The organism is Microbacterium sp. EF45047, from assembly GCF_028472845.1.
GTDB classification, from domain to species: domain Bacteria; phylum Actinomycetota; class Actinomycetes; order Actinomycetales; family Microbacteriaceae; genus Microbacterium; species Microbacterium neungamense.
The window spans coordinates 1,912,007-1,938,895 of sequence record NZ_CP069429.1 but is presented as its reverse complement, the minus strand read 5'-3'; the positions used below and the strand labels follow the sequence as shown (position 1 = coordinate 1,938,895).

18 protein-coding genes, 3 rRNA genes and 4 pseudogenes are annotated in these 26,889 nt (G+C 68.7%); 11 read left to right on the top strand and 14 right to left on the bottom strand.

Annotation, left to right across the window (positions count from 1 at the left end):
• The first annotated feature begins 52 nt into the window (after positions 1 to 52).
• From JRG78_RS09400 to JRG78_RS09385, 4 genes are read left to right on the top strand one after another with little or no spacing between them, the layout of a single operon-like run.
• Positions 53 to 2,233, top strand: a complete 2,181-nt coding sequence (locus tag JRG78_RS09400; protein WP_259606425.1) for a hypothetical protein — start codon at positions 53 to 55, stop codon at positions 2,231 to 2,233.
• Between the two features lie 8 nt (positions 2,234 to 2,241).
• Positions 2,242 to 3,960, top strand: coding sequence for a GT4 family glycosyltransferase PelF (gene pelF / locus JRG78_RS09395; protein ID WP_259606424.1), 1,719 nt, complete (start codon positions 2,242 to 2,244; stop codon positions 3,958 to 3,960).
• Positions 3,957 to 5,285, top strand: a complete 1,329-nt coding sequence (locus JRG78_RS09390; RefSeq protein ID WP_272653337.1) for a hypothetical protein — start codon at positions 3,957 to 3,959, stop codon at positions 5,283 to 5,285. Before pelF ends, JRG78_RS09390 begins: the two co-directional genes overlap by 4 nt.
• A 7-nt stretch (positions 5,286 to 5,292) precedes the next feature.
• Positions 5,293 to 6,006 (top strand): spherulation-specific family 4 protein, encoded by a 714-nt coding sequence (locus JRG78_RS09385; protein WP_259606422.1) that lies wholly within the window; start codon positions 5,293 to 5,295, stop codon positions 6,004 to 6,006.
• Here the strand turns inward: JRG78_RS09385 and JRG78_RS09380 are convergent.
• The 8 genes and pseudogenes from JRG78_RS09380 to JRG78_RS09340 all read right to left on the bottom strand — a co-directional run bounded on the left by JRG78_RS09380 (position 5,991) and on the right by JRG78_RS09340 (position 13,339).
• Positions 5,991 to 6,857, bottom strand: coding sequence for an endo alpha-1,4 polygalactosaminidase (locus JRG78_RS09380; RefSeq protein WP_259606421.1), 867 nt, complete (start codon positions 6,855 to 6,857; stop codon positions 5,991 to 5,993). The two genes, JRG78_RS09385 and JRG78_RS09380, sit on opposite strands and share 16 nt — an antisense overlap.
• Positions 6,858 to 6,910: 53 nt before the next feature.
• A pseudogene (locus JRG78_RS12755) lies at positions 6,911 to 7,775 on the bottom strand (IS5 family transposase).
• A gap of 187 nt (positions 7,776 to 7,962) precedes the next feature.
• Positions 7,963 to 8,322, bottom strand: coding sequence for a nuclear transport factor 2 family protein (locus tag JRG78_RS09365; RefSeq protein WP_259606419.1), 360 nt, complete (start codon positions 8,320 to 8,322; stop codon positions 7,963 to 7,965).
• The gene (locus tag JRG78_RS09360) at positions 8,319 to 8,798 is read right to left on the bottom strand and encodes an SRPBCC family protein (protein ID WP_259606418.1); all 480 of its coding nucleotides are present in this window, start codon (positions 8,796 to 8,798) and stop codon (positions 8,319 to 8,321) included. Before JRG78_RS09360 ends, JRG78_RS09365 begins: the two co-directional genes overlap by 4 nt.
• Positions 8,791 to 9,126 (bottom strand): ArsR/SmtB family transcription factor, encoded by a 336-nt coding sequence (locus JRG78_RS09355; protein ID WP_259606417.1) that lies wholly within the window; start codon positions 9,124 to 9,126, stop codon positions 8,791 to 8,793. Before JRG78_RS09355 ends, JRG78_RS09360 begins: the two co-directional genes overlap by 8 nt.
• A gap of 30 nt (positions 9,127 to 9,156) precedes the next feature.
• Positions 9,157 to 10,359, bottom strand: a complete 1,203-nt coding sequence (locus tag JRG78_RS09350) for an iron chelate uptake ABC transporter family permease subunit (protein WP_259606416.1) — start codon at positions 10,357 to 10,359, stop codon at positions 9,157 to 9,159.
• A gap of 180 nt (positions 10,360 to 10,539) precedes the next feature.
• Positions 10,540 to 12,036 (bottom strand): deoxyguanosinetriphosphate triphosphohydrolase family protein, encoded by a 1,497-nt coding sequence (locus JRG78_RS09345; RefSeq protein ID WP_259606415.1) that lies wholly within the window; start codon positions 12,034 to 12,036, stop codon positions 10,540 to 10,542.
• Between the two features lie 127 nt (positions 12,037 to 12,163).
• Complete coding sequence (locus JRG78_RS09340) at positions 12,164 to 13,339, bottom strand: MarP family serine protease (RefSeq protein ID WP_259606414.1); 1,176 nt, start codon at positions 13,337 to 13,339, stop codon at positions 12,164 to 12,166.
• 125 nt (positions 13,340 to 13,464) lie between these two features.
• Between JRG78_RS09340 and JRG78_RS09335 the strand changes: the two genes are divergently transcribed.
• The 4 genes and pseudogenes from JRG78_RS09335 to JRG78_RS09320 all read left to right on the top strand — a co-directional run.
• A complete protein-coding gene (locus JRG78_RS09335; RefSeq protein ID WP_259606413.1) occupies positions 13,465 to 13,950 on the top strand; it encodes a MogA/MoaB family molybdenum cofactor biosynthesis protein in 486 nt (161 codons plus the stop codon).
• A complete protein-coding gene (locus tag JRG78_RS09330) occupies positions 13,947 to 14,375 on the top strand; it encodes a molybdenum cofactor biosynthesis protein MoaE (RefSeq protein WP_259606412.1) in 429 nt (142 codons plus the stop codon). The genes JRG78_RS09335 and JRG78_RS09330 overlap by 4 nt, the downstream gene beginning before the upstream one ends.
• Before the next feature lie 97 nt (positions 14,376 to 14,472).
• Positions 14,473 to 14,781, top strand: a pseudogene (locus tag JRG78_RS09325) (hypothetical protein); the annotation flags it as partial.
• Position 14,782: 1 nt separating this feature from the next.
• Positions 14,783 to 14,935 (top strand): annotated as a pseudogene (locus JRG78_RS09320) (formate dehydrogenase accessory sulfurtransferase FdhD); the annotation flags it as partial.
• 24 nt (positions 14,936 to 14,959) lie between these two features.
• Here JRG78_RS09320 and JRG78_RS09315 read toward each other — a convergent pair.
• The 5 genes and pseudogenes from JRG78_RS09315 to JRG78_RS09300 form a co-directional block, all read right to left on the bottom strand.
• Positions 14,960 to 16,687: an amidase gene (locus tag JRG78_RS09315; RefSeq protein WP_259606411.1), complete on the bottom strand. Its 1,728-nt coding sequence runs from the start codon at positions 16,685 to 16,687 to the stop codon at positions 14,960 to 14,962.
• 91 nt (positions 16,688 to 16,778) lie between these two features.
• Entirely contained in the window at positions 16,779 to 17,822 is a 1,044-nt protein-coding gene (locus JRG78_RS09310) for an agmatine deiminase family protein (protein ID WP_259606410.1), read from the bottom strand.
• 76 nt (positions 17,823 to 17,898) lie between these two features.
• Positions 17,899 to 18,846, bottom strand: coding sequence for an amidohydrolase (locus JRG78_RS12595; RefSeq protein WP_336297682.1), 948 nt, complete (start codon positions 18,844 to 18,846; stop codon positions 17,899 to 17,901).
• A gap of 56 nt (positions 18,847 to 18,902) precedes the next feature.
• Positions 18,903 to 19,514, bottom strand: a pseudogene (locus JRG78_RS12590) (amidohydrolase family protein); the annotation flags it as partial.
• A 4-nt stretch (positions 19,515 to 19,518) separates the two neighbouring features.
• Entirely contained in the window at positions 19,519 to 20,352 is an 834-nt protein-coding gene (locus tag JRG78_RS09300) for a hypothetical protein (protein ID WP_272653336.1), read from the bottom strand.
• 371 nt (positions 20,353 to 20,723) lie between these two features.
• On the opposite strand from JRG78_RS09300, the gene JRG78_RS09295 reads away from it, so the two are divergent.
• From JRG78_RS09295 to rrf, 3 genes are all read left to right on the top strand, one after another.
• Positions 20,724 to 22,247, top strand: a 16S ribosomal RNA gene (locus tag JRG78_RS09295).
• Between the two features lie 351 nt (positions 22,248 to 22,598).
• Positions 22,599 to 25,702, top strand: a 23S ribosomal RNA gene (locus JRG78_RS09290).
• A gap of 105 nt (positions 25,703 to 25,807) precedes the next feature.
• Positions 25,808 to 25,924, top strand: a 5S ribosomal RNA gene (gene rrf, locus JRG78_RS09285).
• Together the 16S, 23S and 5S rRNA genes form the textbook arrangement of a ribosomal RNA operon.
• A 101-nt stretch (positions 25,925 to 26,025) precedes the next feature.
• Here rrf and JRG78_RS09280 read toward each other — a convergent pair.
• The gene (locus JRG78_RS09280; RefSeq protein ID WP_272653335.1) at positions 26,026 to 26,838 is read right to left on the bottom strand and encodes an IclR family transcriptional regulator; all 813 of its coding nucleotides are present in this window, start codon (positions 26,836 to 26,838) and stop codon (positions 26,026 to 26,028) included.
• Positions 26,839 to 26,889: the final 51 nt, after the last annotated feature.

The window sequence follows — 26,889 nt, the reverse complement described above, 5'->3', positions numbered from 1 at the left end:
GCCCGGCCTTGCGACGGGCCGTGCGGGCGCGCGCTCCGACCAGCGACGCCGGGTGGCTGGGCGACGCTTCGCCTCCCTCGCCGTCGGCGGGGCGCTGGTCCTGGCCGCCGCTCCCTCGGGGCTGGCGGCCGCGGCCGCCGAGACGACCGCGGAGCCGACCATCGAGCTGACCGTCCTCGTCCTCGACGACGGGTCACCGACGGTCGGAGCGATCGCCGATCGCCTCGAGGACGAAGGGGTGGCCACCCGCCGTCTCGCGCTCGGCGACCCCTCTCGCGCGCGGATCACCGCCGAGTTCCTCGCCGACCACGAGGCCGGCATCGCCCACTACCTGGGCGTCGTCGCCCCGTCTGCTGCCCTCACCGGGCTCGGCGAGGACGAGAAGAGCACCCTGGCCAGCTACCAGGCAGAGTTCGGCGTCCGCGAGGTTGACGCGTACAACTGGGCCCACCCCGGGGTCGGGACCGGCTACCCGACCTACTCGGGTCCGGTCGATGGTCTGGAGGCCACCCTGACCTCCGACGCCCTGGGCGGCGACTGGTCCTACCTCGACGGCCAGGTCGACCTCGACGACGTGGACCCGGCGGTCTCCGAGTCCTACGGCTACCTTGCCGACCCCCTCCCCGCGACGGACGACTCCTCCTTCACGCCGATTCTCACCGCGACCGGGAGCGACGGCCGTAGCGGCACCCTCATGGGGGTCCACGAGGTCGGCGGCCGGGAGCGGCTGATCCTCACCTTCGCCTCCAACGGCTACCAGAGCCACTTCAAGGTGCTCTCCCACGGCATCGTCTCCTGGCTCACCCAGGGCGTCTCGACCTCGCTCTACCGCAACATCTTCAGCGTTCACATCGACGACGTCTTCCTCTCCAACGGCGAGTGGAACGCCGAGGGCAACTGCACCCCGGGTGACGAGTGCGACCCGGCCCGCTACCCCGACACCGCACCCGGGGCGACGTCCCGGATGGACGCCAGCGACGTCAGTCACCTCGTGGACTGGCAGCGGGCGAACGACTTCAAGCTCGACATGACCTTCAACGCCGCCGGCGCCCGCCGAGGCGATGCGCTCACCACGTCCCTCCTCGCCAACGCCGGTGAGATGCGCTGGCTGAGCCACACCTGGGAGCACCCCTACATCGGGTGCTTCAAGGACAAGTCGGTGACGCCGTGGCAGTGCCAGTCCGACCCGGTGACCGGTCAGGTGAAGTGGTACCCGAAGGGGGACATCAGCCGCGAGATCAACCGCAACATCCGCTGGGCCCAGAGGAACGGCGTCGCGCTCGACCGCACAGAGCTCGTCACCGGCGAGCACTCGGGTCTGAAGAGCCTCCCGCAGATGCCGGCCGACAACCCCAACCTCGCAGGGGCGCTGAACCAGACCGGGATCTCCTGGATCGCCTCAGATGCCTCTCGTGAGGCCGAGCAGCGCAGTATCGGCAAGGCGCTGACGGTGCCGCGCCACCCGATGAACATCTACTACAACACCTCCCTGACGAGTACCGCGGTCGACGAGTACAACTGGGTCTACACCTCTGCCGCGGACGGCGGGTCCGGGATCTGCGAGACGGACCGACGCTCAACCTGCATCGAGCCGCTCGACGTCTCCAGCGGGTTCGCGGACTATATCGTCCCCACCGAGACTCGCATCGCTCTCGGTCACCTGCTCGGGATGGACCCACGGCCGCACTACGCCCACCAGTCCAACCTCACCGGCGACCGGATCCTCTACCCCGTCCTCGACGGCGTGCTGGGCACATACCGTGACCTCTTCGCGGACTCCGCACCCGTCGTGAACAGCTCGCTCGCCGAGTCCGGCGAGGAGCTGCGTCGCCGAGACCAATGGGAGAGCTCTAAGAGCCAGGTCGAGGCCTCGGTCACCGGCGACATGCTCACGGTGACCAACACCGGGTCGGCCGCTCTCTGGGTCCCGGTCACCGCTCCTTCGTCGGCGACGATCGCGGGTCAGCCCTTCGGCACCTCCTACGCCGGCTCACGCTCCTCATGGGTCGAGCTCGGCGCCGGGGAAAGCGTCACGGTCGATCTGGGCCGCGACGCCGGACTCGGTGACCCTGCACCCGAGGCCGAGCTCCCGACGAGCGATGACCCGGCCCAACTGCCCGAGGTGAGCGAACCGCCCGTCGACGCGCAGGACGCGACGGTCGAGATCGCCGAGGACAACGAGGCGACGTCTGCGGTCACCGACCACGGCCACGGCGCGCACGAGCCGCGGTAGGGGCCCCGATGGAGATCGCGCTCGTCAACGAAGGCACCTACCCGATCACGACGGGCGGGGTGAGCACCTGGTGCCACCAGCTGCTCGAAGGGATGCCGGAGCACCGCTTCCACGTGGTGACGGTCACCGGTCCTGATGACACCCCGATCGTCTGGCCGACCCCGCCGAGTGTCGCCTCAACCACGCTGCACCCCGTCTGGGGACGAGCAGCGAGCTCTTGGACCGACGTCCGGCCGTTCTCCCGCAGCCGGCGTCGGTGGATCTCCCACGCGATGCACGCGTTCTGGTCGGCCGTGCTGCCGCCAGCGCCAGCGGGCGGGTTCACCGGTCCGGTCCGGCACGACTCTGCCGCGGTCGGTGCGGCGGTCCGCGCCCTCGTCGCCGCAGGCAACGGGCGACTGCGCACGCTGCTAGTCTCCCCCGGGTCGGCCGAGGCCCTGCTCGCTGCGTGGGAACACCACGCACCCGGGCTTGACGGCGAGTCTTGCCTGACCGTCGGGGCTGCCGCCGACGCTGCGGCACACGTCGACCGCATCCTCAGCGCCACTGACGTCGACTTCCCCGAGGTCGACGTGGTGCACGCGTCCTCGAACGGCGCGGCAGCGCTCATCGCCGTCGCGCGCAAGTGGCGCGACGGCACCCCCTTCGCCCTTACCGAGCACGGAGTGTACCTGCGCGAGCGCTATCTTGCTCTCGGCGGAACCGACCTCGAATGGGAGAGCCGGTATGCCGTCGCGACGGCCCTGCGCGCGCTCTGCGAGCTCGCCTACGCAGAGGCTGACCGACTCCTGCCGGTGAGCGACTTCAACTCGCGGTGGGCGATCCGCCTGGGCGCCGAGGCTGACCGCTCTAGCCCGGTGCTCAACGGCGTCGACCCAACGGCGTACCCGCCGATCGAGACCGAGCCGGACGTCCCGACGATCAGCTTCGTCGGCCGTATCGACCCGCTGAAGGACCTGCATACCCTGCTGCGCGCCTTCGCCCTCGTCCGGACAAAGGTCCCCCAGGCGCGGTTGCGCATCTTCGGACCCTGCTCTGACTCCGCGGCGGCATACCAGGCTGACCTGCTCGCCGAGAGTGCCAGCCTGGGCATCGAGGACGCCGTGACCTGGGAGGGCCCGAGCGAGGGCTCACGCCCGGCGCTCCTCGCCGGCCACGTCGTCGCCCTGTCCTCCGTCTCCGAAGGGCTGCCGCTGACCCTCATCGAGGCGATGATGAGCGGCAAGGCCACCGTGAGCACCGATGTCGGCGGCGTCGTCGAGCTCGTCGGGCGATCCGGCGACCGCGGCGCCCTCGTGCCGCCGAAGGACCCGGAAGCCTTCGCCACCGAGTGCATCCGCCTCCTGACCGACCGGGCCCACCGGGCGCGCGTCGGCGCGGCAGCCCGTCGGTACGCCCAAGAGCACCTCACCCTGCAGAGCTGCGTCGGTTCGTTCCGCCGCTGGTATGCCGAGCTCGCCGGCGAAGGGGAAACGACGCCCGCGGCGTTCCTGCCGGCCTCCGTGGCGCCCACCGCGGATGCTCCCGACCAGCCGGTCCGGTCGTTCGTCCGCCTGGACCCTCCGCTCGAGCATGACGAGAGCGTGGGTCGCTCCCGTTCTGGTCGGTCCGCGAGGGTCGAGCTCGTGAGCGCCTCCCTCTCCGAGCGACTCGGCGGACCCGTCGCGAGCCGCCTGGCCGACCAGCCACCGAAGGGGCGGGTGCTATCGGCACCCAGGTCATCATGAAGTATGCGGACCCGGTGGTGGACCCGTCCGCGCGGCACGCCAGCCTCGTCGCCGGTGCGGTGGACAGCCTGGACGCCACTGCGCGCCTCGAGGCCGCCGGCTTCAGCGATGCCATGGCGCGCGAGTACGGCTTCGCCGACGTCTACCACTACGCGCGAACCCTCCCCACCGGCAGCACGTCCCACCGGCGAGCGGTCCGGAGTGATGCCAGCCCTCGGGCGGAAGGCTGGCTGCGGGCGGTGGTCCTGCTCTCCGGCGCCCTCATCGTCGCCCTCGCCGCGGCCAACCTCGTGCAGATCGAGGCGGTCGCGCGAGCGGTCGTCCCGCTCGGCCTTACCGGCTGGATCACCGGCAGCCTCGTCGGCGCGGTGGCCTGGCGTCGCGTCGGGCTCGCTCAGCCGGCCGACGGAGCGAGGCGCAGCGCTGCGTTGGCGATCCTCGCTGTCCCGGCAGCGATCCTCCTCGTGTTAGCGATGGCGGGCGACCACCGAGTAGTCGTCGGCCTCATCGCCCTGCTGTGGCTGCCCTTCGTCGCCGCCCAGGCCATGACCACGGTCTTCGGCCGATTGCGGGTCCTGGCCGCCCTGGCCGCCGCCTGCCTCGTCGCGGCCGGGACGGGCCACCTGGCCGGCGCACGCTGGCTGCCCGGCGCCGCACTGGTCGCCCTCGCGGTGGGAACCTGCGTCCTCGCGACGGCGAGCTATCGGCGAACGACGAGCGTGGGTCGACGGGCTCCGAGGCTGCCGGACCGGCGGGACCTCGGTGCGAGCGCCGTCGCCGCGGTCCAGGCCGCGCTGTTCTCCGCTGCAGTGGTCGTCGCGCTCTACTCAGTCGGCCTCGGGGCGCGGATCCCGCTCTCGCTCGGCCGGGTCCTCGCCGCCGCTCTGTGCGACCCGCTCATGGTTGACTTCGCGGTCCGGCTGCGCGCTCTCACCCGGCGCGGCTCGGCCTGGTCTACCGTGCGGGCCGGGGTGATCGCGCGAACCCTGACCTACCTAGCCCTCGCTGGCCTCATCGCCGGCGCCACCACCGTCACGGTTGCCGTTGCGCTCGACCATCGGTCGGTCGCCGACGCCGGACGGGTCAGCGACGACGTCGCCTTCTTCGTCATCGCCCCTGCGCTCGGGCTGTTCACCATGGCGACGGCGATGACGCTGCGCGCTGGACGCGCGATGGGAGCGGTGCATCTCGCGGGTCTGTGTCTCATCGGTATCCTCGCCGTCACCCACCTCTCCACGGCCCTGGGCGCAGCAGTGCTCACGGCCTGCGTTGTCCTCACGGCGGCACGCGCCATCGACACCACCTGCCACCCCCGTAGCTGGTAGGTCCGAAATGGTCGAGATGCGTGCCGGCATCCCGCTGTACCGGCATCCCGTCGAGGACCCGGGCCTCTGGCGACGCTGCCTGCAGAGCCCCGATGTGTCGGTCCTCGTCGTCAACGTCGACTCGGGGCCTGGCTCGACCCCCGACGCTGCCTATCGTGATGCCCTCCTCGACCGTGAGGACGGGCGGGTTCCGGGCAGCCGCGTGCACGGGTACGTCCCGATGGACTACGGGCGCCGAGCCATCGCCGAGATCGTCGCCGATGTGCGCCGGTGGCAGGACCTCTATGGGGTCGAGTCGATCTTCCTCGACTGCGCGCCGTCCGCGGTGACCGGCACCGGTGTGCTGGACCATCCGGCAGCAGCGTCGTTCGAGCGGGTTGTCGGCGCAGTCCGCTCCGCTGGCGCATCGCGGGTCTCCGCCAATCCCGGCACGCTGTGCCACCCGGCACTGCTCGACCTCTGCGATGCGGTCTGCGTGCGCGAGTGCGACGTCGAAACCCACCTGCGGCTCGATCCGCCCGGTTGGCTCAGTGACGGGGATGCCGGCGACGTCTGGCACCTGATCCACGGGTGCCGACCCGACCAGGTGGCCGCAGTGGTCCGCCGGAGCCGCGAGCTGGGCGCGACGCTGCTCGGGGTCAGTCCCGGCGCCCTACCTCACCCGTGGGGTGAGGTAGGCTGGTTCGGACCCACGTCGCGGCGCGCTCAGCACGTCCGGTAGACGTACCCGGGAGCACCTCGCGGCACGACGGCGCGGTCCCTGAGCATGATCGAGGCGGGCCCGTCTGCGCGGGCGCACGCGCGCTCGAAGGCGTCCACCCCGCCGTCCGCATACTCGATCTCGATCACGCGCCCGCCATGGATCGCGCGGTAGCGGTCGCACTCGGTGCCCTCGCCCCAGGAGTAGCGGCCGCAGTCCTCGGCGACCGCGAAGTCGAAGCCGACCGCTCGTACCTCGGCTGCGGTGAGCTCAGCAGTGTTCTTCTGCGCCACGGCCAGCCCGAGGTCATGGGCCTGGGAGGTGATGAGCGTGGCGAGCGCCAGGTTGTCGCTACGAGTGAGCGCGCCGCCGCTACGGGTGAAGGTGTCGAGGTTGTCCGGCTCAACGGCGTCGAACCCGCGGCTCGCGCAGTCCGTGAGCCACGGTCCGATCACCTCACTCATGAGCCGCTCTCGGGCTGCGGCGCTCGAGGTGTCGACAAGCGCCTCGTCCCAGTCGGCGTCGATGACCACCGCGCCGTCGCGGCCGCGCAGCACCAGATCCGGACGGTCCCGCTCCCACTGAGCGAGCTCGTCGGGCTGGACCTGGAAGGCGTTGACGTAGCAGATCGAGTACACCCCGTCGACTGGATCCTGCGACCGGTCCCTGGTGACGATCTCCACCTCGGGGTCGGGCGGGTAGGCCCCACCGATCTGGTAGTCCGCGATGCCACCGAGCGGCGGCAGGGTGATCCTTCGGCCCGGTTCGTCGTCCACGTCCTCCCCCTTCGCGAAGATCAGCATCCCGACGACGGCCACGCACAGCACCAGCAGCGCCAGCAGCGCCACCGAAATGACCCTCGTCCCCTTCATCACCCGATGATCCTACCCCGCGCACCAGATCCGAATTTCCCTAGGACGTGTTGCTAAATCCATTGCAAGGCGGCGGAGAGGCAGAGCCCTGCCGCGTATGACCGGGCGGTCTTGTCGTAGCGGGAAGCGAGTCCGCGCCACTGCTTCACGAAGTTGAAGCACCGCTCGACGACGTTGCGGCCCTTGTAGCGCTCCCGTTGCTCATCGCCGAAGTCGATCGGACGGCCCGGCCGCTTGCGACGGTGCGCGATCTGGTCGTCGCGTTCGGGGATCGTGGCCTTGACGCCGCGCTCGCGCAGCCAGGCCCGGTTCTTCTTCGACGGGTAGCCCTTGTCCGCGAGCACCCGGTCCGGTCTCGTGCGCGCGGGCCCTCGGCCGGGGATGTGGATCTCGTCGAGTACGCAGGTGAACATGCTCGTGTCTGCGACCTGCCCGCCAGTGAGGACGAACACCAGCGCCCGGGCCTGCCCGTCGCAGACGAGATGGATCTTCGTCGTCAAACCACCCCGTGACCGGCCGATCGCGTGGTCAGGAGGCTCCGGCCCGGACTTCTTGTAGTTCGACGGATCCCCCTGTGACCCGGGGCAAGGTCGCGCCATGCTGATGGACACGCGCGATCGAGGAATCCACCGACACGACCCAGTCGATCTCACCCTGAAGCGACGCCCGCTTCTGCACGTGGGTGAGCAGGTCCTCCCAGACGCCGTCGCTCGCCCACCGGCGGAAGTTCTTGTAGATCGTGTTCCAGCTCCCGAACCGGTCGGGCAGGTCTCGCCACGCCGATCCCGTGCGGAACCGCCACGCGGTCGCCTCGACCACCGTGCGCCGATCCACCGGAGGACGGCCCCGTGTCCTCACCGGCGGGAACACGTCCCGGATCAGCTCCCAGACCTCGTCCGTGATGACATCTCGCGACACGCCTCAAGAATCACCCGAAGGCCCCGAACCAGCATTTAGCAACACGGCCTAGGAAATGGGGTCAGCCCATGACGCCTTGCCGCGGTGGGTGGCGCGGATGCCGATCCTGAGCACGATGACACGGTTCTTCGACACACCTCCGACAGTGACCTATGACGCGACTCACCAGAGACGGGTTGCGCCCGGTTCAGGGCTGCGTGGGCGGACCGTAGGAGAGTCGATCGAAGATGAGTACGCTCTCGGTGATCTTCGCGTCCTTGACGGTGAAGAACTCGGCCGCCGGCGCGGTGGAGGTCGTCGCGGTCTGCGGGTAATAGAACAGCGCCACGCGGTCTTCGTCAGCGAACTCGGCGATGTCGCCGATGCCGGTGAGCATCGGGGCGAAGCCGCCGATGTACCCGCGGTAAGCGTCCTTGCCGTCCAGGTCGACGCCGGGAGCACGGCACGTGATGTCGTCGGCGACGTAGCTCATCGCTGTGTCGATGTCGCCGCTCGTCCAAGCGCGGTGATACTTCTGCACGGTGTCGTAGGCGTTGTGGTGGGTCACGAGGTTCTCCTTGGTTCGTGCCGCGGTTGCGGCGTGATCGGTCGGTCCGGGAGCGGCTGCCAGCCGTCGGGCCCGGCGTCTGCGCCGGTTCCGGCGATGGCGAGACGGGGCAGGAAGTTCGCCCAGCCGTCGGCGTGGCCGCGCACCTCGGTGTCGGGCAGGTCGGAATGGAGCAGATCGACTCTGGTCCCGCCGCTGATCGGGGTGAGGCGGAACTCGACCGTCGATGCTCCTGCCGGAAGGTCGTCGCTCCCCGCGAAACCCCAACTCATCACGACGCGGCTCGGTGGCTCGACGTGAAGATACTCGCCCCGCACGGGATGGCCGGCTATGTCGACGGCGAACGTGCCGCCCGGCGTCGGGTCGAGGTCTGCGTATTGCCCCATCCAGGCCGTCATGCCGTCGTTGGTGGTCAGGTACTCGAACACCGTCTCCGGCGAAGCCTCGATATCGATGGAGGCGCGGAACTCAGCCACGGGAATCCTCCTGCCGCGACTCGATGGCGGTCTTGAGGTCGGCCAGTTTCCGTGGCCAGAAATCATCCAGGTACGAACGCACCGCCGCAAGCCCATCGGTATCGACCGCGAACAGATGGCGGGTGCCCTCGCGGGTGCCGACCACGAGCCCCGCCTTGCGGAGCACCCCGAGATGGTGCGAGGTCGTCTGCTGCGAGAGCCCGAGGTCCTCCGCGATCATCCCCACCGGTTGCGGAGCGGAACGGATCAGCCGCAGGATCGCTCGCCGGTTGCCATCGGCCAGCGCACGCAATGCCAGATCGAGGTCGACTGCAGCCGGGGCACCCATCGTGAATCTCCTTGCTCGGTGGCTGCCACTCTAGCACAAACAGCTATTTGTACTCATGTTCATCAGTAAACGAAAATTCGGCCTGGCGGGGGAAGACGCCTCCGTGTCCGCCGCGGCGAGCCGGACGATGCGGTCTGCCGTGGCGATCGTCTCGGGTCTGTGCGCGATCAGAAGCACCGCGCGGTCCTGTGACCGGTTGAGGAACTCCATCACCACCGCATCGGCTGCCGGGTCGAGCGAAGCGGTCGGCTCGTCGAGGATCAGTACCCGGGGATCGTTGAGGAGTGCGCGGGCGATGGCGACACGGGCGCGTTGCCCGCCGGAGAGACCCGTTCCGTGTTCTCCGATCGGGGTGTCGAGTCCTTCGGGAAGCCCGATCCCGGGGTCGAGGAGTCCGGCGGCGCCGGCCGTTGCGCGGATGACGGTGTCGCACGCCTCCGGATCGCCCAGCGTGATGTTGGAGCGGATCGTGCCGCGTTGAAGCGGCGAGGACTGAGGAACCGCGGAGACGAGCCGGCGGAGCTCGTCATCGGGGATGTCGCGGAGATCCGTGCCGTCGATCCGGACGCTTCCCGTGTCCGGATCCCACAAGCGCAGCGCCAGCCGTGCCGCTGTCGTCTTCCCGGCGCCCGAAGGTCCCCACCAGCGCCACGGTCTCTCCCGGCCGGATGTGCAGAGAGAAGTCGTCGAGGATGCGTCCGGAATCGTCGTAGGCGAACCCCACACGGTCGAAGACGAGCCCGGCCTCGGACGCACGAGCCGGACGGTGCGGGCCGGTGGGCGTGTGCAGAGCCGGTGGACAGTCGAGGACCTCGGTGATGCGCTCGGCCGCGCCACCGCGACACAGGCCGTGAGCGCTCCCGCGAACGCCGCGACGTTCAGTGACAGGCCGCCGAGCGTCGCGGAGCCCAGCACGATCACCGTCACGGCGCCGACGCCGGCCCCGGACGAGACGCCGAGGACGTACGGCTCGGCGAGGGGGTTGCGCACCGTGACCTGCATCAGGGCGCCGGCCAGTGCCAGCCCGGCTCCTGCCAGTCCCGCGAGCAGTGCGCGCGGGAGTCGGAAGTGCCACACCGCCTGGTCCTGGAGCGGAGACAGCGACCCGTCCGACATCCAGGGCATGCCAGGGAGCACATGACCCACGACGAGCTGTGCGGCTTCACGCGGGCTGACCGGCACCGATCCGGTCGCGGCGGAGACCACCGCGAGCACGCCCACGGCGACGGTCAAGAAGGCGCACAGCAGCCACGTGCGAGCGCGAACCCGGCGGCGGGACCGGCCGGCGAAGACCGCAGGCGCCTCCGGGCGCATCGAAGCCGTGAAAGCGGAAGGGGACACACGATGACCGTATCGATAATGATTATCATGAGCAACTTCAGCGCGAGGATCCGCGTGACGCCGCCGGGCTGATCACAGACCCTGGCCGGCATCCCACAGGCGCTCGGTCCGTCCGGTGAGCAGCGCATCGAGTGAGAGTGCCTGGGCGTCGGTGAGCGAGGCGACGTAGTCGATGATCCCGCGCCCTCGGCCCAGGGCCTCGATGTCGGCGTCGCTCCGAGAGGCGACCAGCAGCGGCGCATCCTCCCGGAGCCGACGGTAGTCGTCGGTGGCGAGCTCGACGAGGTCGAGCAGACGGCGCGGCGCTCGGCGCGCGTCGCGCGGATCGTCGAGCCACGCGGCGAAGCCGTCCACGAGCCGCTCCAGCACGCTCGCCTGCCCGCGTTGATACACCGTCAGGTCGGGCCGCTCGAGGATGAACCGCTCATGCAGGAACTTCAGCACCGCCACCTCGTGCCAGGTCTGGCGGCTCAGGCTGACGTGCCCCGAGCGGATGTCCGGATGCCGGTGCACCTCGATCGACGACTGCAGGCGCCGGATCCAGGCCGTGGTGAACCGCGCGAGCGACCGCTCACTCGCCAGAGATCCGTCGAAGGGCTCGGCGATGAGTCCGTCGACCACCTCGGCCCGCACCTTCGCGACCGCCTCGCCGAAGGCGTCCTCGTCGGCGATCCAGCCGTCTTTGCTCCGCAGCCGCCGCCACAGCAGTTCCAGGGAGTGCCCAGGGCTCCTGCTGCCCGAGGCCAGCTCCGCCTCGTCGGCGGCGCGCAGCTTCGCGAGATCCCGGCGCCAGGCCCGGAACTCTGCGGACAGCGTCGCGGGATTCAGCAGGTCGGCGCGGTAGAAGTCGTCGAGGTCGTGCAGCGAATAGGCGATGTCGTCGGAGATGTCCATGATGGAGCATTCGACGGTCTGCTGACCCGGCTCGATCAGGGGGTAGGCGTCGAGCGCCTGCCGGGCGTCCTGCTCGTCGATCGCGTAGAAGCTGAACTTGCTCGCCCCTCCGCGGCGCTGCCCGCCATGGCCGCGGCGCCACGGATACTTCAGCACCGCGGCGCGGACGGCGGCCGTGAGGTTGAGGCCGACGCCAGGCCGGTCGTACTCGTCGAGGCGGGTGAGGATGCGGTAGGTCTGCGCGTTGCCCTCGAAGCCCTCGGTCAGACCGAACCGGCTGCGGGCCAGGCGGTCCAGCGTCTGCTCGCCGAGGTGGCCGAACGGCGGATGCCCGAGGTCGTGCGCCGCGGCGGCCGCCTGCACGACAACCGGGTGCGCCCCGCCCAGCTCCGCCGCGATCCGGCCGGGTTCGTCCGTCCGCGCCGACAGGTGCGTCGCGATCGCCCTGGCGACGGCGGCGACTTTGATGGAGTGCGTGAGCCGGTTGTGCACCGCCAGCCCGGCACCGGCCTGCGAGATCACCTGCGTCACGGCCGACAGCCGCGAGTAGAACGGGGAGAACCGGATACGCTCGACGTCCACGCGGAAGTGCGGGTGCCCTTCGGCGCCCTGGAACTCATCCAGCGTCTCCGGCAGACGTCGGCTCTGGCGGGCATCGGGGGTCGGCTGCGGCATGGAAGTCAGTGTCCCATGGCGCCGCGCGCGAGGGACGGGAGCCTAGCGTTCGAGGTCGAGGTCGCGGACGGCAACCCGGCGCGGTCATGATCCCCGTGCGGTCATCCGGGCATCGGCGGGGCGGCTGTCACCCCAGGCAGCGTCCCGTCGCCACCGGCTGATCCGCGCCCTGGGCCGCCTCGAGCGCCGGCATCAGCTCGGCGTTCGTCATGGCGTAGCCGACGTCGGCGCGGGCCTCGTCGCGAGCGAACACGACGCCGGCCACCTCGCCGGTCTCGGTGAGCAGGGGTCCGCCGGAGTTGCCGGGCTCGACCTGCGCCCGCAGGGCGTACACGTCGCGCTCGGCGCCCGTCCCGCCGTAGATGTCGGCGACCGTCATCGGGTCGGATGCCGCGACGCCGGCCGGTACGGTGCGGAACGGCCCGCCGTGCGGGTAGCCCTGGATGACGCCGCCCGCACCCGGGGAGAGGGCCTGGCCGAGGGGGAGCGGGGCCGCATCCACATCCGCGGCGACCACCGCGAGGTCGTCCACGGGGTCGAAGTACACCACGTGGCCGTCGCGGGCGGGCTCGCCGGGCAGCTCGACGCGCAGGGTCTGGACGCCGGCGACGACGTGGGCGTTCGTCACGATGCGGTCCTCGGCGGCGACGAACCCGGTGCCGGACAGCATCGCCTGGCACTCCCGGGCGACGCCGGTGAGCCGGGCCACCGAGGCCGCGGCCCGGGCGAGCTGGGGATTGTCGGTGTCGATCTCACCGGCGTCGGGGGCGATGGACAGGTCGCTGTCGTCCAGGAGGCCGTCGATGGTGGGGAGCACGGTGTCGCCGAGCACGGCCTCGTGCAGGCGCGCCATCGCCTCGTCCAGGGGCTCGGGCGTCATCCCGTCGATCGTGCGCAGCACGGTCGACGACGCCACCGCCGAGGAGACCACGGGGATGCCCGCGGAGGCCACGCCGGCGCCGGCGAGGACGACGGCGAGGACCGCGGCGAGCAGGCTGAACGCCCCGCCGAGCAGGCGCTCGGCGACCCGTATCCGCAGCCGGTCGGCGCCGCGGCGCAGCAGCGAGCCCATCGCGGCGCCGATCCCCGCGCCCGCCGCGAGCAGCAGCACGGCCGCGGCGACGACGGCGGGACCGCGCCAGGCCTCGTCGGTCACGAGGCCCGCCACGGCGGGCAGCGCCCACGGCGCGGCGAGCCCTCCGGCGATGAGCCCGCAGACCATGCCGAGCGCGGAGAACAGGCCGGCGCGCAGCCCCGCCACGAACGCGGCGAACAGCAGCAACACGATGACGATGTCGACCACGGGCGGCGTGCGTCCTCCACGTTCTCGGACTCGGCGCCGTCGGGCACGGGCCGGTCGGGTCAGGCTACCCCGACGGCCTGTGCCCGGGCCGGGAGCGGGTGCCCGGCGGAATCTAGACTGAGCGGATGAACGCTCCGACCAGGCAGGCCGTCGTGGTGACGGTCTCGGATCGCTCCGCGGCGGGGCTGCGCGAGGACGTCTCCGGTCCGCTCGCCGCCGAACTCCTCGCGGGCGGTGGCTGGCGGGCCGACGTCCGGGTGGTTCCCGACGAGGTCGCGGAGATCGTCGCCGCGGTGCGAGAGGCCGCGGATGCCGGGGCGCGTCTGGTCGTGACGACCGGCGGCACCGGCGTCTCCCCGCGGGACGTGACGCCCGACGCGATGGACGAGCTGTTCGACCGCGAGCTGCCGGGGATCGCCGAGGAGCTGCGCCGCCGCGGCGCCGCCGTCCTCCCGCAGGCGCTGCTCTCGCGCGGGCGGGCGGGGATCGCGGGGCGCGCGCTCGTGGTGAACCTCCCCGGCTCGCCGGGCGCGGTGCGCGACGGCATCCCGGTCGTCCTCTCCGTCGCCGCGCACGCGCTCTCGCAGCTCGACGGGGGTGATCACCCGTGATCGTGCGCAGTGAGATCTCCGCGCAGCCGCTGGACGTCGCCGCGCACCTGACCGCGGTGGCGGATGCCGCGGCCGGCGCCACCGCGCTCTTCGTCGGCACTGTGCGCGACCACGACCCGGATGCCGAGGGGCGCGTGGTGCGGCTGGAGTACAGCGCGCACCCGGATGCCGGGCGCTTCCTCGCCGCGCTCGCCGCCGATGCGGATGCGGCGGGGCTGAGGATCGCGATCAGCCACCGCGTCGGGGCGCTCGGCGTGGGTGAGACGGCCATCGTGTGCGCGGTGTCGTCCGCGCATCGCGCCGACGCCTTCGAGGTGTGCCGCGCGCTGGTCGAGAGCGTGAAGGCGGAGCTGCCGGTGTGGAAGAAGCAGGTGGAGGCCGACGGCGGGGCGTCCTGGGTCGGCCTGGGCGGTCTCGCGACGTGAGGTCCGCGGGGTTCGCGGCCTGAGGCCGCGAGGCCCGGCGCCGGGCGCCTGTGACGCGGGGCGCCGCGCAGCGGCGATCGTGGTCTATTCTCGCCCCATGGCCCGGAACCCCCCGACAGAGGACATCGACGAGACGCGTCTGCGCGTGACGGCTCCGAAGGAGGTGGCCGTGGGCGTGCCGGCCGTGCTGCACGCCCTGCAGATCGCGCACGAGCAGATGGGGATCGTGCGCTCGGTGCAGACCCTGACGCGAGTCAACCAGAAGGACGGGTTCGACTGTCCCGGCTGCGCCTGGCCGGAGGAGGACAGACGGCACATCGCGGAGTTCTGCGAGAACGGCGCCAAGGCGGTCGCCGAGGAGGCCACGGTGCGCCGCGTGGGCCCGGAGTTCTTCGCGGCGCATTCTGATCCCCATCCTCGCGGCGGTCTCGGCGCCGTCGTCGCTCGCGGTCGAGCTCGCCGCGGCGTCCGGACTCACGCTCGTCGGTTTCCTCCGCGGGCGCTCCATGAACGTGTACACCGGGGCGGAGCGCATCCGGGTCGAGGCCGCCCGGGTGTGACGCCGCGACGCCGCGCGCCCGGCGTCAGAGCCGCGGCGTGCGCGGCGGAGGCGTGCGCCGCGTGCCGGGGGTCCCGATCGCCTCGAACGCGGAGGCGACGCGCAGCAGCTCGGTGTCGTCGTACGCCCGGCCGATGAAGGTGAGCCCGATCGGCATGCCGATGTCCTCCATCAGGCCCATCGGCACCGTCACGCTCGGGATGCCGAGGTGACGCATCGCCAGGTTGCCGTTCGCGATCCAGACGCCGTTGCGCCAGCCCAGGTCCGCGGATGCCGGGTTCACATCCATGTCCGCCGGTCCCACGTCCGCGACCGCGGGGAACACCACCGCATCCAGGCGCAGCCCGTCCATCCACTCCTCGAGGTCGCGGCGGCGGGTCTCCTCCAGCCCGCGCAGCCCGTCGGCGAGCTCCGGCATGTCGTCGAACGTCGCTCCCGGGTGCTCGCGCACCCAGGCCGGGTACTCCGCGATGTCGTCGTCGAACCCGTCGTACCGGTCCGGCAGCGCACCCTCCGGATGCGGGAAGATCGTCGCCCCGTCCACATCCGCGAGCGAGCGCAGAGCCGGGTCACCGTTCGCCTGCAGGAAGTCCTCCCAGCCCCACGCGGAGAGGTCGACGATCTCCCGGCGCAGGTACTCCGGGCTGACCAGGCCGCGGGTGGCGATCGTGGGCGCCCCAGGCCGGTCGCCCTCGTAGTTCGACACGACCGGGAAGTCCACCTCGACCACCGTGGCGCCGGCGGCCTCCAGGTCGCGGCGCGCGACCTCCCAGCGGGCGATCACGGACGGGCGGGTCTCGATGCGCCGCCCGGTGGGGCCGCCGATGCCGGGGTTCTCCGCGGTGCCGGCCTCGGGGTCGGCGTTGATGTACATCTTCGGGATGCCGATGCGCTTTCCCGCCAGGACCGCCGCGCCCTGCTCGGCATCCGTCACCGCGAGCGCGGGGTACGAGGCCGGGCGCACCGCGGATGCCGCGGGCAGCTGCACCCACGGCTGCACGCGCCAGAAGTCGCCCCGCGTCTCGGCGTCGTCGCCGACGATGACGTCGAGCACCTCGAGCAGATCCGCCATGCTGCGGGTGTGCGGCACGACGACGTCCATGGTCGGCACCAGCGGCCAGTTGCCGCGCACCGAGATCACGCCGCGGGACGGCGTGTACGCGCACAGGGCGTTGTTCGTCGCCGGTCCCCGCCCGCTCGACCACGTCTCCTCGCCCAGGCCGAAGGCGCCGAAGCTCGCCGCCGTCGCCGTGCCGGATCCGTTCGAGGACCCGGAGGCGAACGGCGCGGTGAGGTAGTCGGCGTTGTACGGGCTCTCGGCGCGGCCGTACACGCCGCGCTGCATGCCCCCGTTGGCCATCGGCGGCATGTTCGTCAGGCCCAGGCAGATCGCCCCGCCGGCGCGCAGCCGCTCGATCGTGAACGCGTCGCGCTGGGCGACGAGGTCCTTGAACGCCGGGCTGCCGGATGCCGCGGTGAGCCCCTTCACCAGGTAGCTGTCCTTCGCGGTGTACGGGATGCCGTCCAGCGGGCCGAGCGTCTCGCCGCGGGCGCGCCGGGCGTCGGATGCGGCGGCCTCCGCGCGCGCCTCCGGGTTGCGCACGACGACCGCGTTCAGCGCGGTGGGCGTGTCGGGGGCGTCGTAGGCGTCGATGCGGGCGAGATAGGCGTCGACCAGCTCCACGGCGGTCGTCGCGCCGGTCTCCAGCGCACGGCGCAGGTCGGCGATGGAGCGTTCGTACACGTCGAACATGGGGTGACTCCTTGCAGGGTTCGTCTCGGGTTGCCGGGGTCGTCTGGGGCGGCTTTCCGGCCGCGGCCGGCGGCTGTGTCTCGGCGGGCGTTCAGCGGGTGGTGTCGGGCAGGGCGGGCTGCTGCTGCGTGATGCAGTGGATGCCGCCGCCGCGGTCGAACAGCGGGCGCGCGTCCACCGTGACGACGCGGCGACCGGGGTACACGTCGGACAGGATGGCGCGGGCGCGGGCATCCGCCTTCTCGTCGCCGAAGCCGCACGCGACCACGCCGTCGTTCGTGACGAGGTGGTTGACGTAGCTCCAGTCCACGAAGCCCTCGTCGTCGCGGAGGGTGGACGGCGCCGGCAGGTCGACGATCTCGAAGGTGCGGCCGGCGGCGTCCGTCTGGGTCTCCAGGTGTGCGCGCAGCTCGGCCATCACCTGGTGATCGGGGTGCGCCGGGTCCTCCTGCGCGTGCATCAGCAGCACGCCCGGGGAGGGCAGGGTCGCCACGATGTCGACGTGGCCGTTCGTGCCGAACTCGTCGTAGTCGCGGGTGAGGCCGCGGGGCAGCCAGACCGCGGTGGTGGCGCCGATCGTGCGGAGCATCTCCGCCTCCACGCGCGTGCGGTCCAGGTACGGGTTGCGGCGCGGGTCGAGCTGTACGGTGTCGGTGAGCAGCACGGTGCCCTCGCCGTCGACGTGGATGCCGCCGCCCTCGTTCACGAGCGTGGAGCTGACCAGCTCGGCGCCGGTGGCCGCCGCGATGATCCGGGCGTGCTCCGCGGACTTCCGCCACTGCGCCCAGGCCGGGGCGCCCCAGCCGTTGAACACCCAGTCGACGGCGCCGAGCACCCCGGGGCGCTCGTCGTCGACGACGAAGGTGGGGCCGGAGTCGCGCATCCAGAACTCGTCCACCGGAGCCTCGACGATCTCGATCTGCTCCGACAGCATCCGGCGCGCGCGGCCGAGCTCGCTCGGGTCGACGAGCATGGTGACCGGCTCGAACTCGGCGACCGCGTGCGCGACCGCGGTCCAGGCGGCGTATCCCTCCTCGCGCTCGGTGTCGCTCTCGCCGAGGGTGATCCCCTCGGCGGGGAACGCCATCCAGGTGCGGGTGTGCGGTGCGGTCTCGGACGGCATGCGCCAGGACATGGGATCTCCTTCGATTCGCCGCCGCCTGATCTCTCGGGCGACGGTCTAGAGCGATGGTAGTGAAACGGGGCCGGGGTCAGGTGCCGATGACGTGGACGGTGCGGCCGCCGACGACGGTGCGGACGACGGATGCCGCCAGCAGTGCGTCCGGGCCGAGGGCGAACGGGTCCCGGTCGAGGACGGCGAAGTCCGCCCGCATGCCGGCGGCGAGGCTGCCGCGGAGGTGCTCCTCGCCGAGGGACGCCGCGGCGTCGCGCGTGCCGTGCACGATCGCCTGCTCGAGGGGGAGCGCGAAGTGCGGCAGCACCGGGGGCAGGGAGGGGTCGGCGGCGGAACGGCGGGTGGCCGCGATGAACATGTTCGCCAGCGCCGGGTGCGGCGCGGTCGGCGCGTCGGTCGAGAACGCGAGCCGCACCCCGGCGTCGACGTACTCCGGCCAGGCGAAGCCGCGGGCGGCGCGCTCAGGCCCGAGCATGGCGGCCCAGTTCTCCCAGATCGACGGGTCGGCGTGCACCGGCTGCATGGATGCGGTGACGCCGAGCTTCGCCATCCGCGCCGGGGTCTCCGGCGCGGCGTACTCGAGGTGCTCGATGCGGTGCCGGCGCTCGCGGGCGCCGTTGCGGGCGACCGCGGCCTCTAGGGTGTCCAGGGCGATGTCGCTGGCCCGATCGCCGATCGCGTGCATCGCGATCTGCAGCCCCGCCGCGTCCGCGGCGGTCACCACCGGGATCAGCCGATCGAGGGGCCAGATCGGGTCGGCGTTCGCGCCGTTCGTGTACGGCGCCCGCAGCGCCGCGGTGCAGGCGTCGATCACGCCGTCCAGGATCAGCTTGATGCCGACCACGCGCAGCCACGGGGCATCCGTCCGCTGCGACAGCTCCACCGCACGGCGCACCTGGGCGAGGTTCTCCTCGTCGTCGCCGGTGTTGTGGACGAACCAGTGCGCGCGCACCGCGAGCGGGAGCCCGCCGCGGCGCCCGGCGATCCGGTCGAGGGCGGCGAGGGCGACCGGATCGAGCGCCATGCCACGGCGCCGGTCACGCCGGCGGCGAGGTACGCGGCGAAGGCGCGCTCCAGGGCCTCGTCCCGCTCGGCATCCGTGCGGACCTCGTCGAGGAACGGCCAGACGATCTGCTGCGCGGCCGTCTCGTAGAACATCCCGTCCGGCGCACCGTCCGCGTCACGGCCGATCTCGCCGCCGAGCGGGTCCGGCGTGTCCCGGGTGACGCCGAGCTCGGCCAGCGCCGCCGAGTTCACCCACACGGAGTGGTAGTCGTTGGCCTGCAGGTACACCGGCACATCCGGCACGGCCGCGTCGATCATGGCTGCCGTGGGACGACCGCCGGGCACCGAGTCGAACAGCCAGCCGCGGCCGTGCAGGCGCGGGGCCGCGGGATCCGCCGCCCGGGCCTCGCGCAGACGCGCCTGGATCGCCTCCAGCGTGCGCTCCTCCGTGAGCGGGACGGCGCCGAGCGCTTCCCCCATCATCAGCAGGTGCGTGTGCACGTCGAGGAAGCCGGGCAGCACGACCCCGCCGTCCAGGTCGACGATCTCCGCGTCCGGGCCGGCCGCGGCGCGCGCGGAGTGCTCGTCGCCCACGAACGCGAGGCGATCGCCGTCGACGACGAGCGCCTCGGCCCAGGGGGCCTCCGCGGCGGTGAACACCCGGGCACCTCGATAGATCGTTGCCATGAATTCAGACTCCTGCCGTGCGGATGAGGTCGATATCGGGGGAGGCCTCACCCGGGAGCAGCTGCTCCTTCTCCACGCGTGTGGAGAGGCGGGCGACCAGGATGAGCGGGATCAGCAGGACCGCGCTGATGCCGGCGAGCACGATCCCGAGGCCGAGGAACCCGGACATCTCGGCGATCCACGCCCCGAACAGCGGCGAGAAGCTCGAGCCGATGAGGTACACGCCGAGCACCGGACCGGACCATCGCCCGCTCGCGTCCAGGGCGGCGGCGGTGGCCACGATGTACATGAAGGCGACGGCGTACACGGTGTTCCACGCGATCATGCTGACGAGATACACGGTGGGGTCGGTGGTCGTGCAGGCGAGCAGTTTGAGCGCGCCGCCGAGCGCGATCAGGATGCCGAGCGGCAGGGCCCGCCCGAGCCGGGCGCCGAGGACGATGAGCGCGATCGCGGCGACCAGGCCTCCGGCCGTGGACGCGCTCAGCACGAGCCCGAGGCCTCCGTCGTCCATGCCGGCCTGGGCGATGCCGATCGCGCCGGACATCGCCCACAGCGAGTCCTCGCCGACCGCCCAGACGGCGAACATCACCAGCAGGGCGAAGCCGGCGACGGTGAGCGTGCGGGTGGAGGTGCGGACCCGGCTGGTGCCGGTGCGGGTGGTGATGATCGCCCCGGTGAGCGCGGGATCGGTCGCGGCGTCGCCGGACGGCTCGCCGTCGTCCAGGGCGAGACCGATCCCTGAGCGCGGCCCGGCCGACGGCGCGACACGCCCGGAGCGCGATCCGGATTTGCCGGGTCGGCGGGATCCGCGTAAGTTGTTACCTGTTCGCCCCAAGCGGTTGAGCGGAAGGCCGGAAGGTCCAGCTCCCCTCCAAGCGGCGGACACACCTCCTACTTCACATCAGTGGTCACGTTGGTGTAGGATGGAGGGCCCGGGTCCGGAAGGCTGCACAGCCTCAACGGTGCCCGGACAGATTGCGAAGTTGCCCTGCGCGTCCTGCCTTGGTTGGTGGGTGTGTGGGTGCGTCCGATCCTTGAGAACTCAACAGCGTGCACTTGTCAAATGCCAAATTATCCTCGTCGGCTTTTCGGAGTCGTTGAGAATTCCTTTGGATCAATTTGCGGATGTCAGTGACATTCGTTTTGGTCATGATTGAACTCGCTGGCCTTCGACTGTTTTCCCGGTTGTTGGTTGGCTTCTGTTTTTTTACGGAGAGTTTGATCCTGGCTCAGGATGAACGCTGGCGGCGTGCTTAACACATGCAAGTCGAACGATGAAGCCCAGCTTGCTGGGTGGATTAGTGGCGAACGGGTGAGTAACACGTGAGCAACCTGCCCCTGACTCTGGGATAAGCGCTGGAAACGGCGTCTAATACTGGATATGTGCCATGGCCGCATGGTCTGTGGTTGGAAAGATTTTTTCGGTTGGGGATGGGCTCGCGGCCTATCAGCTTGTTGGTGAGGTAATGGCTCACCAAGGCGTCGACGGGTAGCCGGCCTGAGAGGGTGACCGGCCACACTGGGACTGAGACACGGCCCAGACTCCTACGGGAGGCAGCAGTGGGGAATATTGCACAATGGGCGCAAGCCTGATGCAGCAACGCCGCGTGAGGGATGACGGCCTTCGGGTTGTAAACCTCTTTTAGCAGGGAAGAAGCGTGAGTGACGGTACCTGCAGAAAAAGCGCCGGCTAACTACGTGCCAGCAGCCGCGGTAATACGTAGGGCGCAAGCGTTATCCGGAATTATTGGGCGTAAAGAGCTCGTAGGCGGTCTGTCGCGTCTGCTGTGAAAACCCGAGGCTCAACCTCGGGCCTGCAGTGGGTACGGGCAGACTGGAGTGCGGTAGGGGAGATTGGAATTCCTGGTGTAGCGGTGGAATGCGCAGATATCAGGAGGAACACCGATGGCGAAGGCAGATCTCTGGGCCGTAACTGACGCTGAGGAGCGAAAGGGTGGGGAGCAAACAGGCTTAGATACCCTGGTAGTCCACCCCGTAAACGTTGGGAACTAGTTGTGGGGTCCTTTCCACGGATTCCGTGACGCAGCTAACGCATTAAGTTCCCCGCCTGGGGAGTACGGCCGCAAGGCTAAAACTCAAAGGAATTGACGGGGACCCGCACAAGCGGCGGAGCATGCGGATTAATTCGATGCAACGCGAAGAACCTTACCAAGGCTTGACATACACGAGAACGCCCTAGAAATAGGGAACTCTTTGGACACTCGTGAACAGGTGGTGCATGGTTGTCGTCAGCTCGTGTCGTGAGATGTTGGGTTAAGTCCCGCAACGAGCGCAACCCTCGTTCTATGTTGCCAGCACGTTATGGTGGGAACTCATGGGATACTGCCGGGGTCAACTCGGAGGAAGGTGGGGATGACGTCAAATCATCATGCCCCTTATGTCTTGGGCTTCACGCATGCTACAATGGCCGGTACAAAGGGCTGCGATACCGCGAGGTGGAGCGAATCCCAAAAAGCCGGTCCCAGTTCGGATTGAGGTCTGCAACTCGACCTCATGAAGTCGGAGTCGCTAGTAATCGCAGATCAGCAACGCTGCGGTGAATACGTTCCCGGGTCTTGTACACACCGCCCGTCAAGTCATGAAAGTCGGTAACACCTGAAGCCGGTGGCCTAACCCTTGTGGAGGGAGCCGTCGAAGGTGGGATCGGTGATTAGGACTAAGTCGTAACAAGGTAGCCGTACCGGAAGGTGCGGCTGGATCACCTCCTTTCTAAGGAGCATCTGGCACCTGTTGGTGTCCAGGCGCCGGTTCGGGGCGAACGTTCCCGCCGGTCAGCTCATGGGTGGAACATTTGACATGACGTCAGCGCAGCTGTCTTCTGCTAGTACGCCGCTTCGGTGGTTGGAAGGTGGGGGGTGGTGAGCGGGGCGTCTGCACGCTGTTGGGTCCTGAGGGACCGGGCCGGCTTTCGGGTTGGACTGGACCTCGTGGCCCTTTCTTCTGTCGCCGTGGTGGTGGTGGGGGAGGGGGACCGCCCGTACTTTGAGAACTACACAGTGGACGCGAGCATCTTAAAGAAAACTTCGACCGGCCCTTTTGGGGTTGGTCGTGCTCATGTGATTTCAAGTCTTTAAGAGCAAACGGTGGATGCCTTGGCATCTGGAGCCGAAGAAGGACGTAGCAATCTGCGATAAGCCTCGGGGAACTGATAAGCGAGTTTTGATCCGAGGATCTCCGAATGGGGAAACCCCGCCGGGCGGCGTGCCGACCTGGTGACTCCCGTCTGAATATATAGGGCGGGTAGAGGGAACGTGGGGAAGTGAAACATCTCAGTACCCACAGGAAGAGAAAACAACCGTGATTCCGTGAGTAGTGGCGAGCGAAAGCGGATGAGGCTAAACCGGGTGTGTGTGAGAGCCGGCAGGCGTTGCATATCCGGGGTTGCGGGACTCTCCTGGTCGTTCTGCCGAGTGGCCGACGTGATGCGATCGTATAGACGAATGGTCTTGAAAGGCCAGCCGTAGTGGGTGCCAGCCCCGTAGTCGAAATGCGGTTCGCAGCGTGGAGTGTATCCCAAGTAGCACGGGGCCCGAGAAATCCCGTGTGAATCTGTCAGGACCACCTGATAAGCCTAAATACTCCCAGATGACCGATAGCGGACAAGTACCGTGAGGGAAAGGTGAAAAGTACCCCGGGAGGGGAGTGAAATAGTACCTGAAACCGTTTGCTTACAAACCGTTGGAGCACCCCTGGTAGGTGTGACAGCGTGCCTTTTGAAGAATGAGCCTGCGAGTTAGTGATATGTGGCGAGGTTAACCCGTGTGGGGTAGCCGTAGCGAAAGCGAGTCTGAATAGGGCGTTTGAGTCGCATGTCCTAGACCCGAAGCGAAGTGATCTATCCATGGCCAGGCTGAAGCGACGGTAAGACGTCGTGGAGGGCCGAACCCACTTAGGTTGAAAACTGAGGGGATGAGCTGTGGATAGGGGTGAAAGGCCAATCAAACTTCGTGATAGCTGGTTCTCTCCGAAATGCATTTAGGTGCAGCGTTGCGTGTTTCTTGCCGGAGGTAGAGCTACTGGATGGCCGATGGGCCCCACCAGGTTACTGACGTCAGCCAAACTCCGAATGCCGGTAAGTGAGAGCGCAGCAGTGAGACTGTGGGGGATAAGCTTCATAGTCGAGAGGGAAACAACCCAGACCACCATCTAAGGTCCCAAAGCGCGTGCTAAGTGGAAAAGGATGTGGAGTTGCTCAGACAACCAGGAGGTTGGCTTAGAAGCAGCCACCCTTGAAAGAGTGCGTAATAGCTCACTGGTCAAGTGATTCCGCGCCGACAATGTAACGGGGCTCAAGCACGCCACCGAAGTTGTGGCATTGACATTTTTGGTAGGCCTTCGTGGTCCAGCCGTGTTGATGGGTAGGAGAGCGTCGTGTGGGCGGTGAAGCGGCAGAGTGATCTAGCCGTGGAGGCCACACGAGTGAGAATGCAGGCATGAGTAGCGAAAGACGTGTGAGAAACACGTCCTCCGGAAGACCAAGGGTTCCAGGGTCAAGCTAATCTTCCCTGGGTAAGTCGGGACCTAAGGCGAGGCCGACAGGCGTAGTCGATGGACAACGGGTTGATATTCCCGTACCGGCGAAGAACCGCCCCAGTCAATCCAGTGGTGCTAAGCGCCCGAACCATCACACCGCCGCCTTCGGGTGGCATCGTGGTGGGGAGCGCGCGACCCCATGCTGGTGCGGCTAGCGTATTAACAGGTGTGACGCAGGAAGGTAGCCCAAGCCAGGCGATGGTTGTCCTGGTGCAAGTGCGTAGGCCGAGTCGTAGGCAAATCCGCGGCTCATACAGGCTGAGACACGATGCGGATGAAAAGTGGGTGATCCTATGCTGCCGAGAAAAGCATCGACGCGAGGTTCTAGCCGCCCGTACCCCAAACCGACTCAGGTGGTCAGGTAGAGAATACCAAGGAGATCGAGAGAATCGTGGTTAAGGAACTCGGCAAAATGCCCCCGTAACTTCGGGAGAAGGGGGCCCTCCGCTTATTAGGACTTGCTCCGAAAGGGCGTGGGGGCCGCAGAGACTAGTGGGTAGCGACTGTTTACTAAAAACACAGGTCCGTGCGAAGTCGCAAGACGATGTATACGGACTGACGCCTGCCCGGTGCTGGAAGGTTAAGAGGACCGGTTAGCCGCAAGGCGAAGCTGAGAATTTAAGCCCCAGTAAACGGCGGTGGTAACTATAACCATCCTAAGGTAGCGAAATTCCTTGTCGGGTAAGTTCCGACCTGCACGAATGGCGTAACGACTTCCCAACTGTCTCAACCGCGAACTCGGCGAAATTGCATTACGAGTAAAGATGCTCGTTACGCGCAGCAGGACGGAAAGACCCCGTGACCTTTACTACAGCTTGGTATTGGTGTTCGGTGTGGCTTGTGTAGGATAGGTGGGAGACGGTGAAGCTCGGACGCCAGTTCGGGTGGAGTCATTGTTGAAATACCACTCTGGTCACTCTGGATATCTAACTTCAAACCGTGATCCGGTTCAGGGACAGTGCCTGGTGGGTAGTTTAACTGGGGCGGTTGCCTCCCAAAGAGTAACGGAGGCGCCCAAAGGTTCCCTCAACCTGGTTGGCAATCAGGTGTCGAGTGTAAGTGCACAAGGGAGCTTGACTGTGAGACTGACAGGTCGAGCAGGGACGAAAGTCGGGACTAGTGATCCGGCAGTGGCTTGTGGAAGCGCTGTCGCTCAACGGATAAAAGGTACCTCGGGGATAACAGGCTGATCTTGCCCAAGAGTCCATATCGACGGCATGGTTTGGCACCTCGATGTCGGCTCGTCGCATCCTGGGGCTGGAGTAGGTCCCAAGGGTTGGGCTGTTCGCCCATTAAAGCGGTACGCGAGCTGGGTTTAGAACGTCGTGAGACAGTTCGGTCCCTATCCGCTGCGCGCGTAGGAAGTTTGAGAGGATCTGACCCTAGTACGAGAGGACCGGGTTGGACGAACCTCTGGTGTGCCAGTTGTTCCGCCAGGAGCACCGCTGGTTAGCTACGTTCGGGATGGATAACCGCTGAAAGCATCTAAGCGGGAAGCCGGCCTCAAGATGAGACTTCCATCACCCTCGGGTGGAGAGGCTCCCAGCCAGACGACTGGGTTGATAGGCCAGATGTGGAAGCCCAGCAATGGGTGCAGCTGACTGGTACTAATAAGCCGACGACTTGATAACACTTTCCCTTGAGAAAGCTCGCGTCCACTTTGTGGTTCTCGACGTACGGTCGGAACCAAACAACACACCACACGAGTGTGTTGCCGATGAACATGTCAACAGTGTTTCGGCGGCCATAGCGTGAGGGAAACGCCCGGACACATTCCGAACCCGGAAGCTAAGCCTCACAGCGCCGATGGTACTGCAGGGGGGACCCTGTGGGAGAGTAGGACACCGCCGGACTTCTTCTGTGAAAGAGCCACCCAGTGCTGGGTGGCTCTTTCGCGTTTAACGCCCCTGTCCCGGGGCGCTCACCTCCCGTGCGCGGCGCCACGATGATTCGGTCACGGTGACGCGCCCGGCCGGTCGCGCCGTCCGGTGCGTCGCTCCAGCGTGCGGGCGGCACCGGCCACGGCATCCGTCACCGCCCCCAGGTCGACGCCGGCGTCCGCCGCCCAGGTCACCGCGACTGCGGCGGTCGGCCACCCGGCGTGATCGCGCACGGCCACGGCGACCGAGCGGAAGCCCTCGGTCACCTCGCCGTCCTCGGTCGCCACCCCGGTGCGCCGCACCTGGCGCAGCAGCTCCCTCAGCTCAGACGGCTTCGACGGGCCGCGCCCGGTGCGCTCGGTGAACGCCGAGACGTCCGGATACAGCGCGCGCACCTGCGAGGCCGGCAGCGCGGCGAGCATCGCGCGGCCGGTGGCGGTGAGGTGCGCGGGCAGGCGCACCCCGACCTCGGTCACCAGCGCCGGGCGGCGCAGCGCCCGCTCCTCCACGATGTACAGCACGTCTCGTCCGCTCATCACCGCGAGGTGAGCGCTCTCGCCCAGGCGGTCGGCGAGGCCTGCGACCAGGGGCCGGCCGAGACGTGCCAGGGGCTCCTGTCGGGCGTAGCCGCCGGCGAGCTCGAAGGCGCTGGTGCCCAGACCCCAGCGCCGCTCCTGCGGCAGCCGCACCACGAAGCCGTGCGCCTCGAGCGTCGCCAGCAGGTGGTAGACCGTCGACCTCGGGATGCCGAGGTCCCGGGAGAGCGCGGATGCCGCCACCGGCGCCGGCCGCCGCGCGAGATGGCGGAGGATGCGCAGGGTCTGGTCCGCCGCGGGAACCTGCGGGCGCGCCTCGGGGCGGGCGAGTTCGTCTGGGATCACAGACACAGTCTGTCATTCCGCCCCTCCGCCCGGCACCCCCAGGGTGTGGAATCGAAG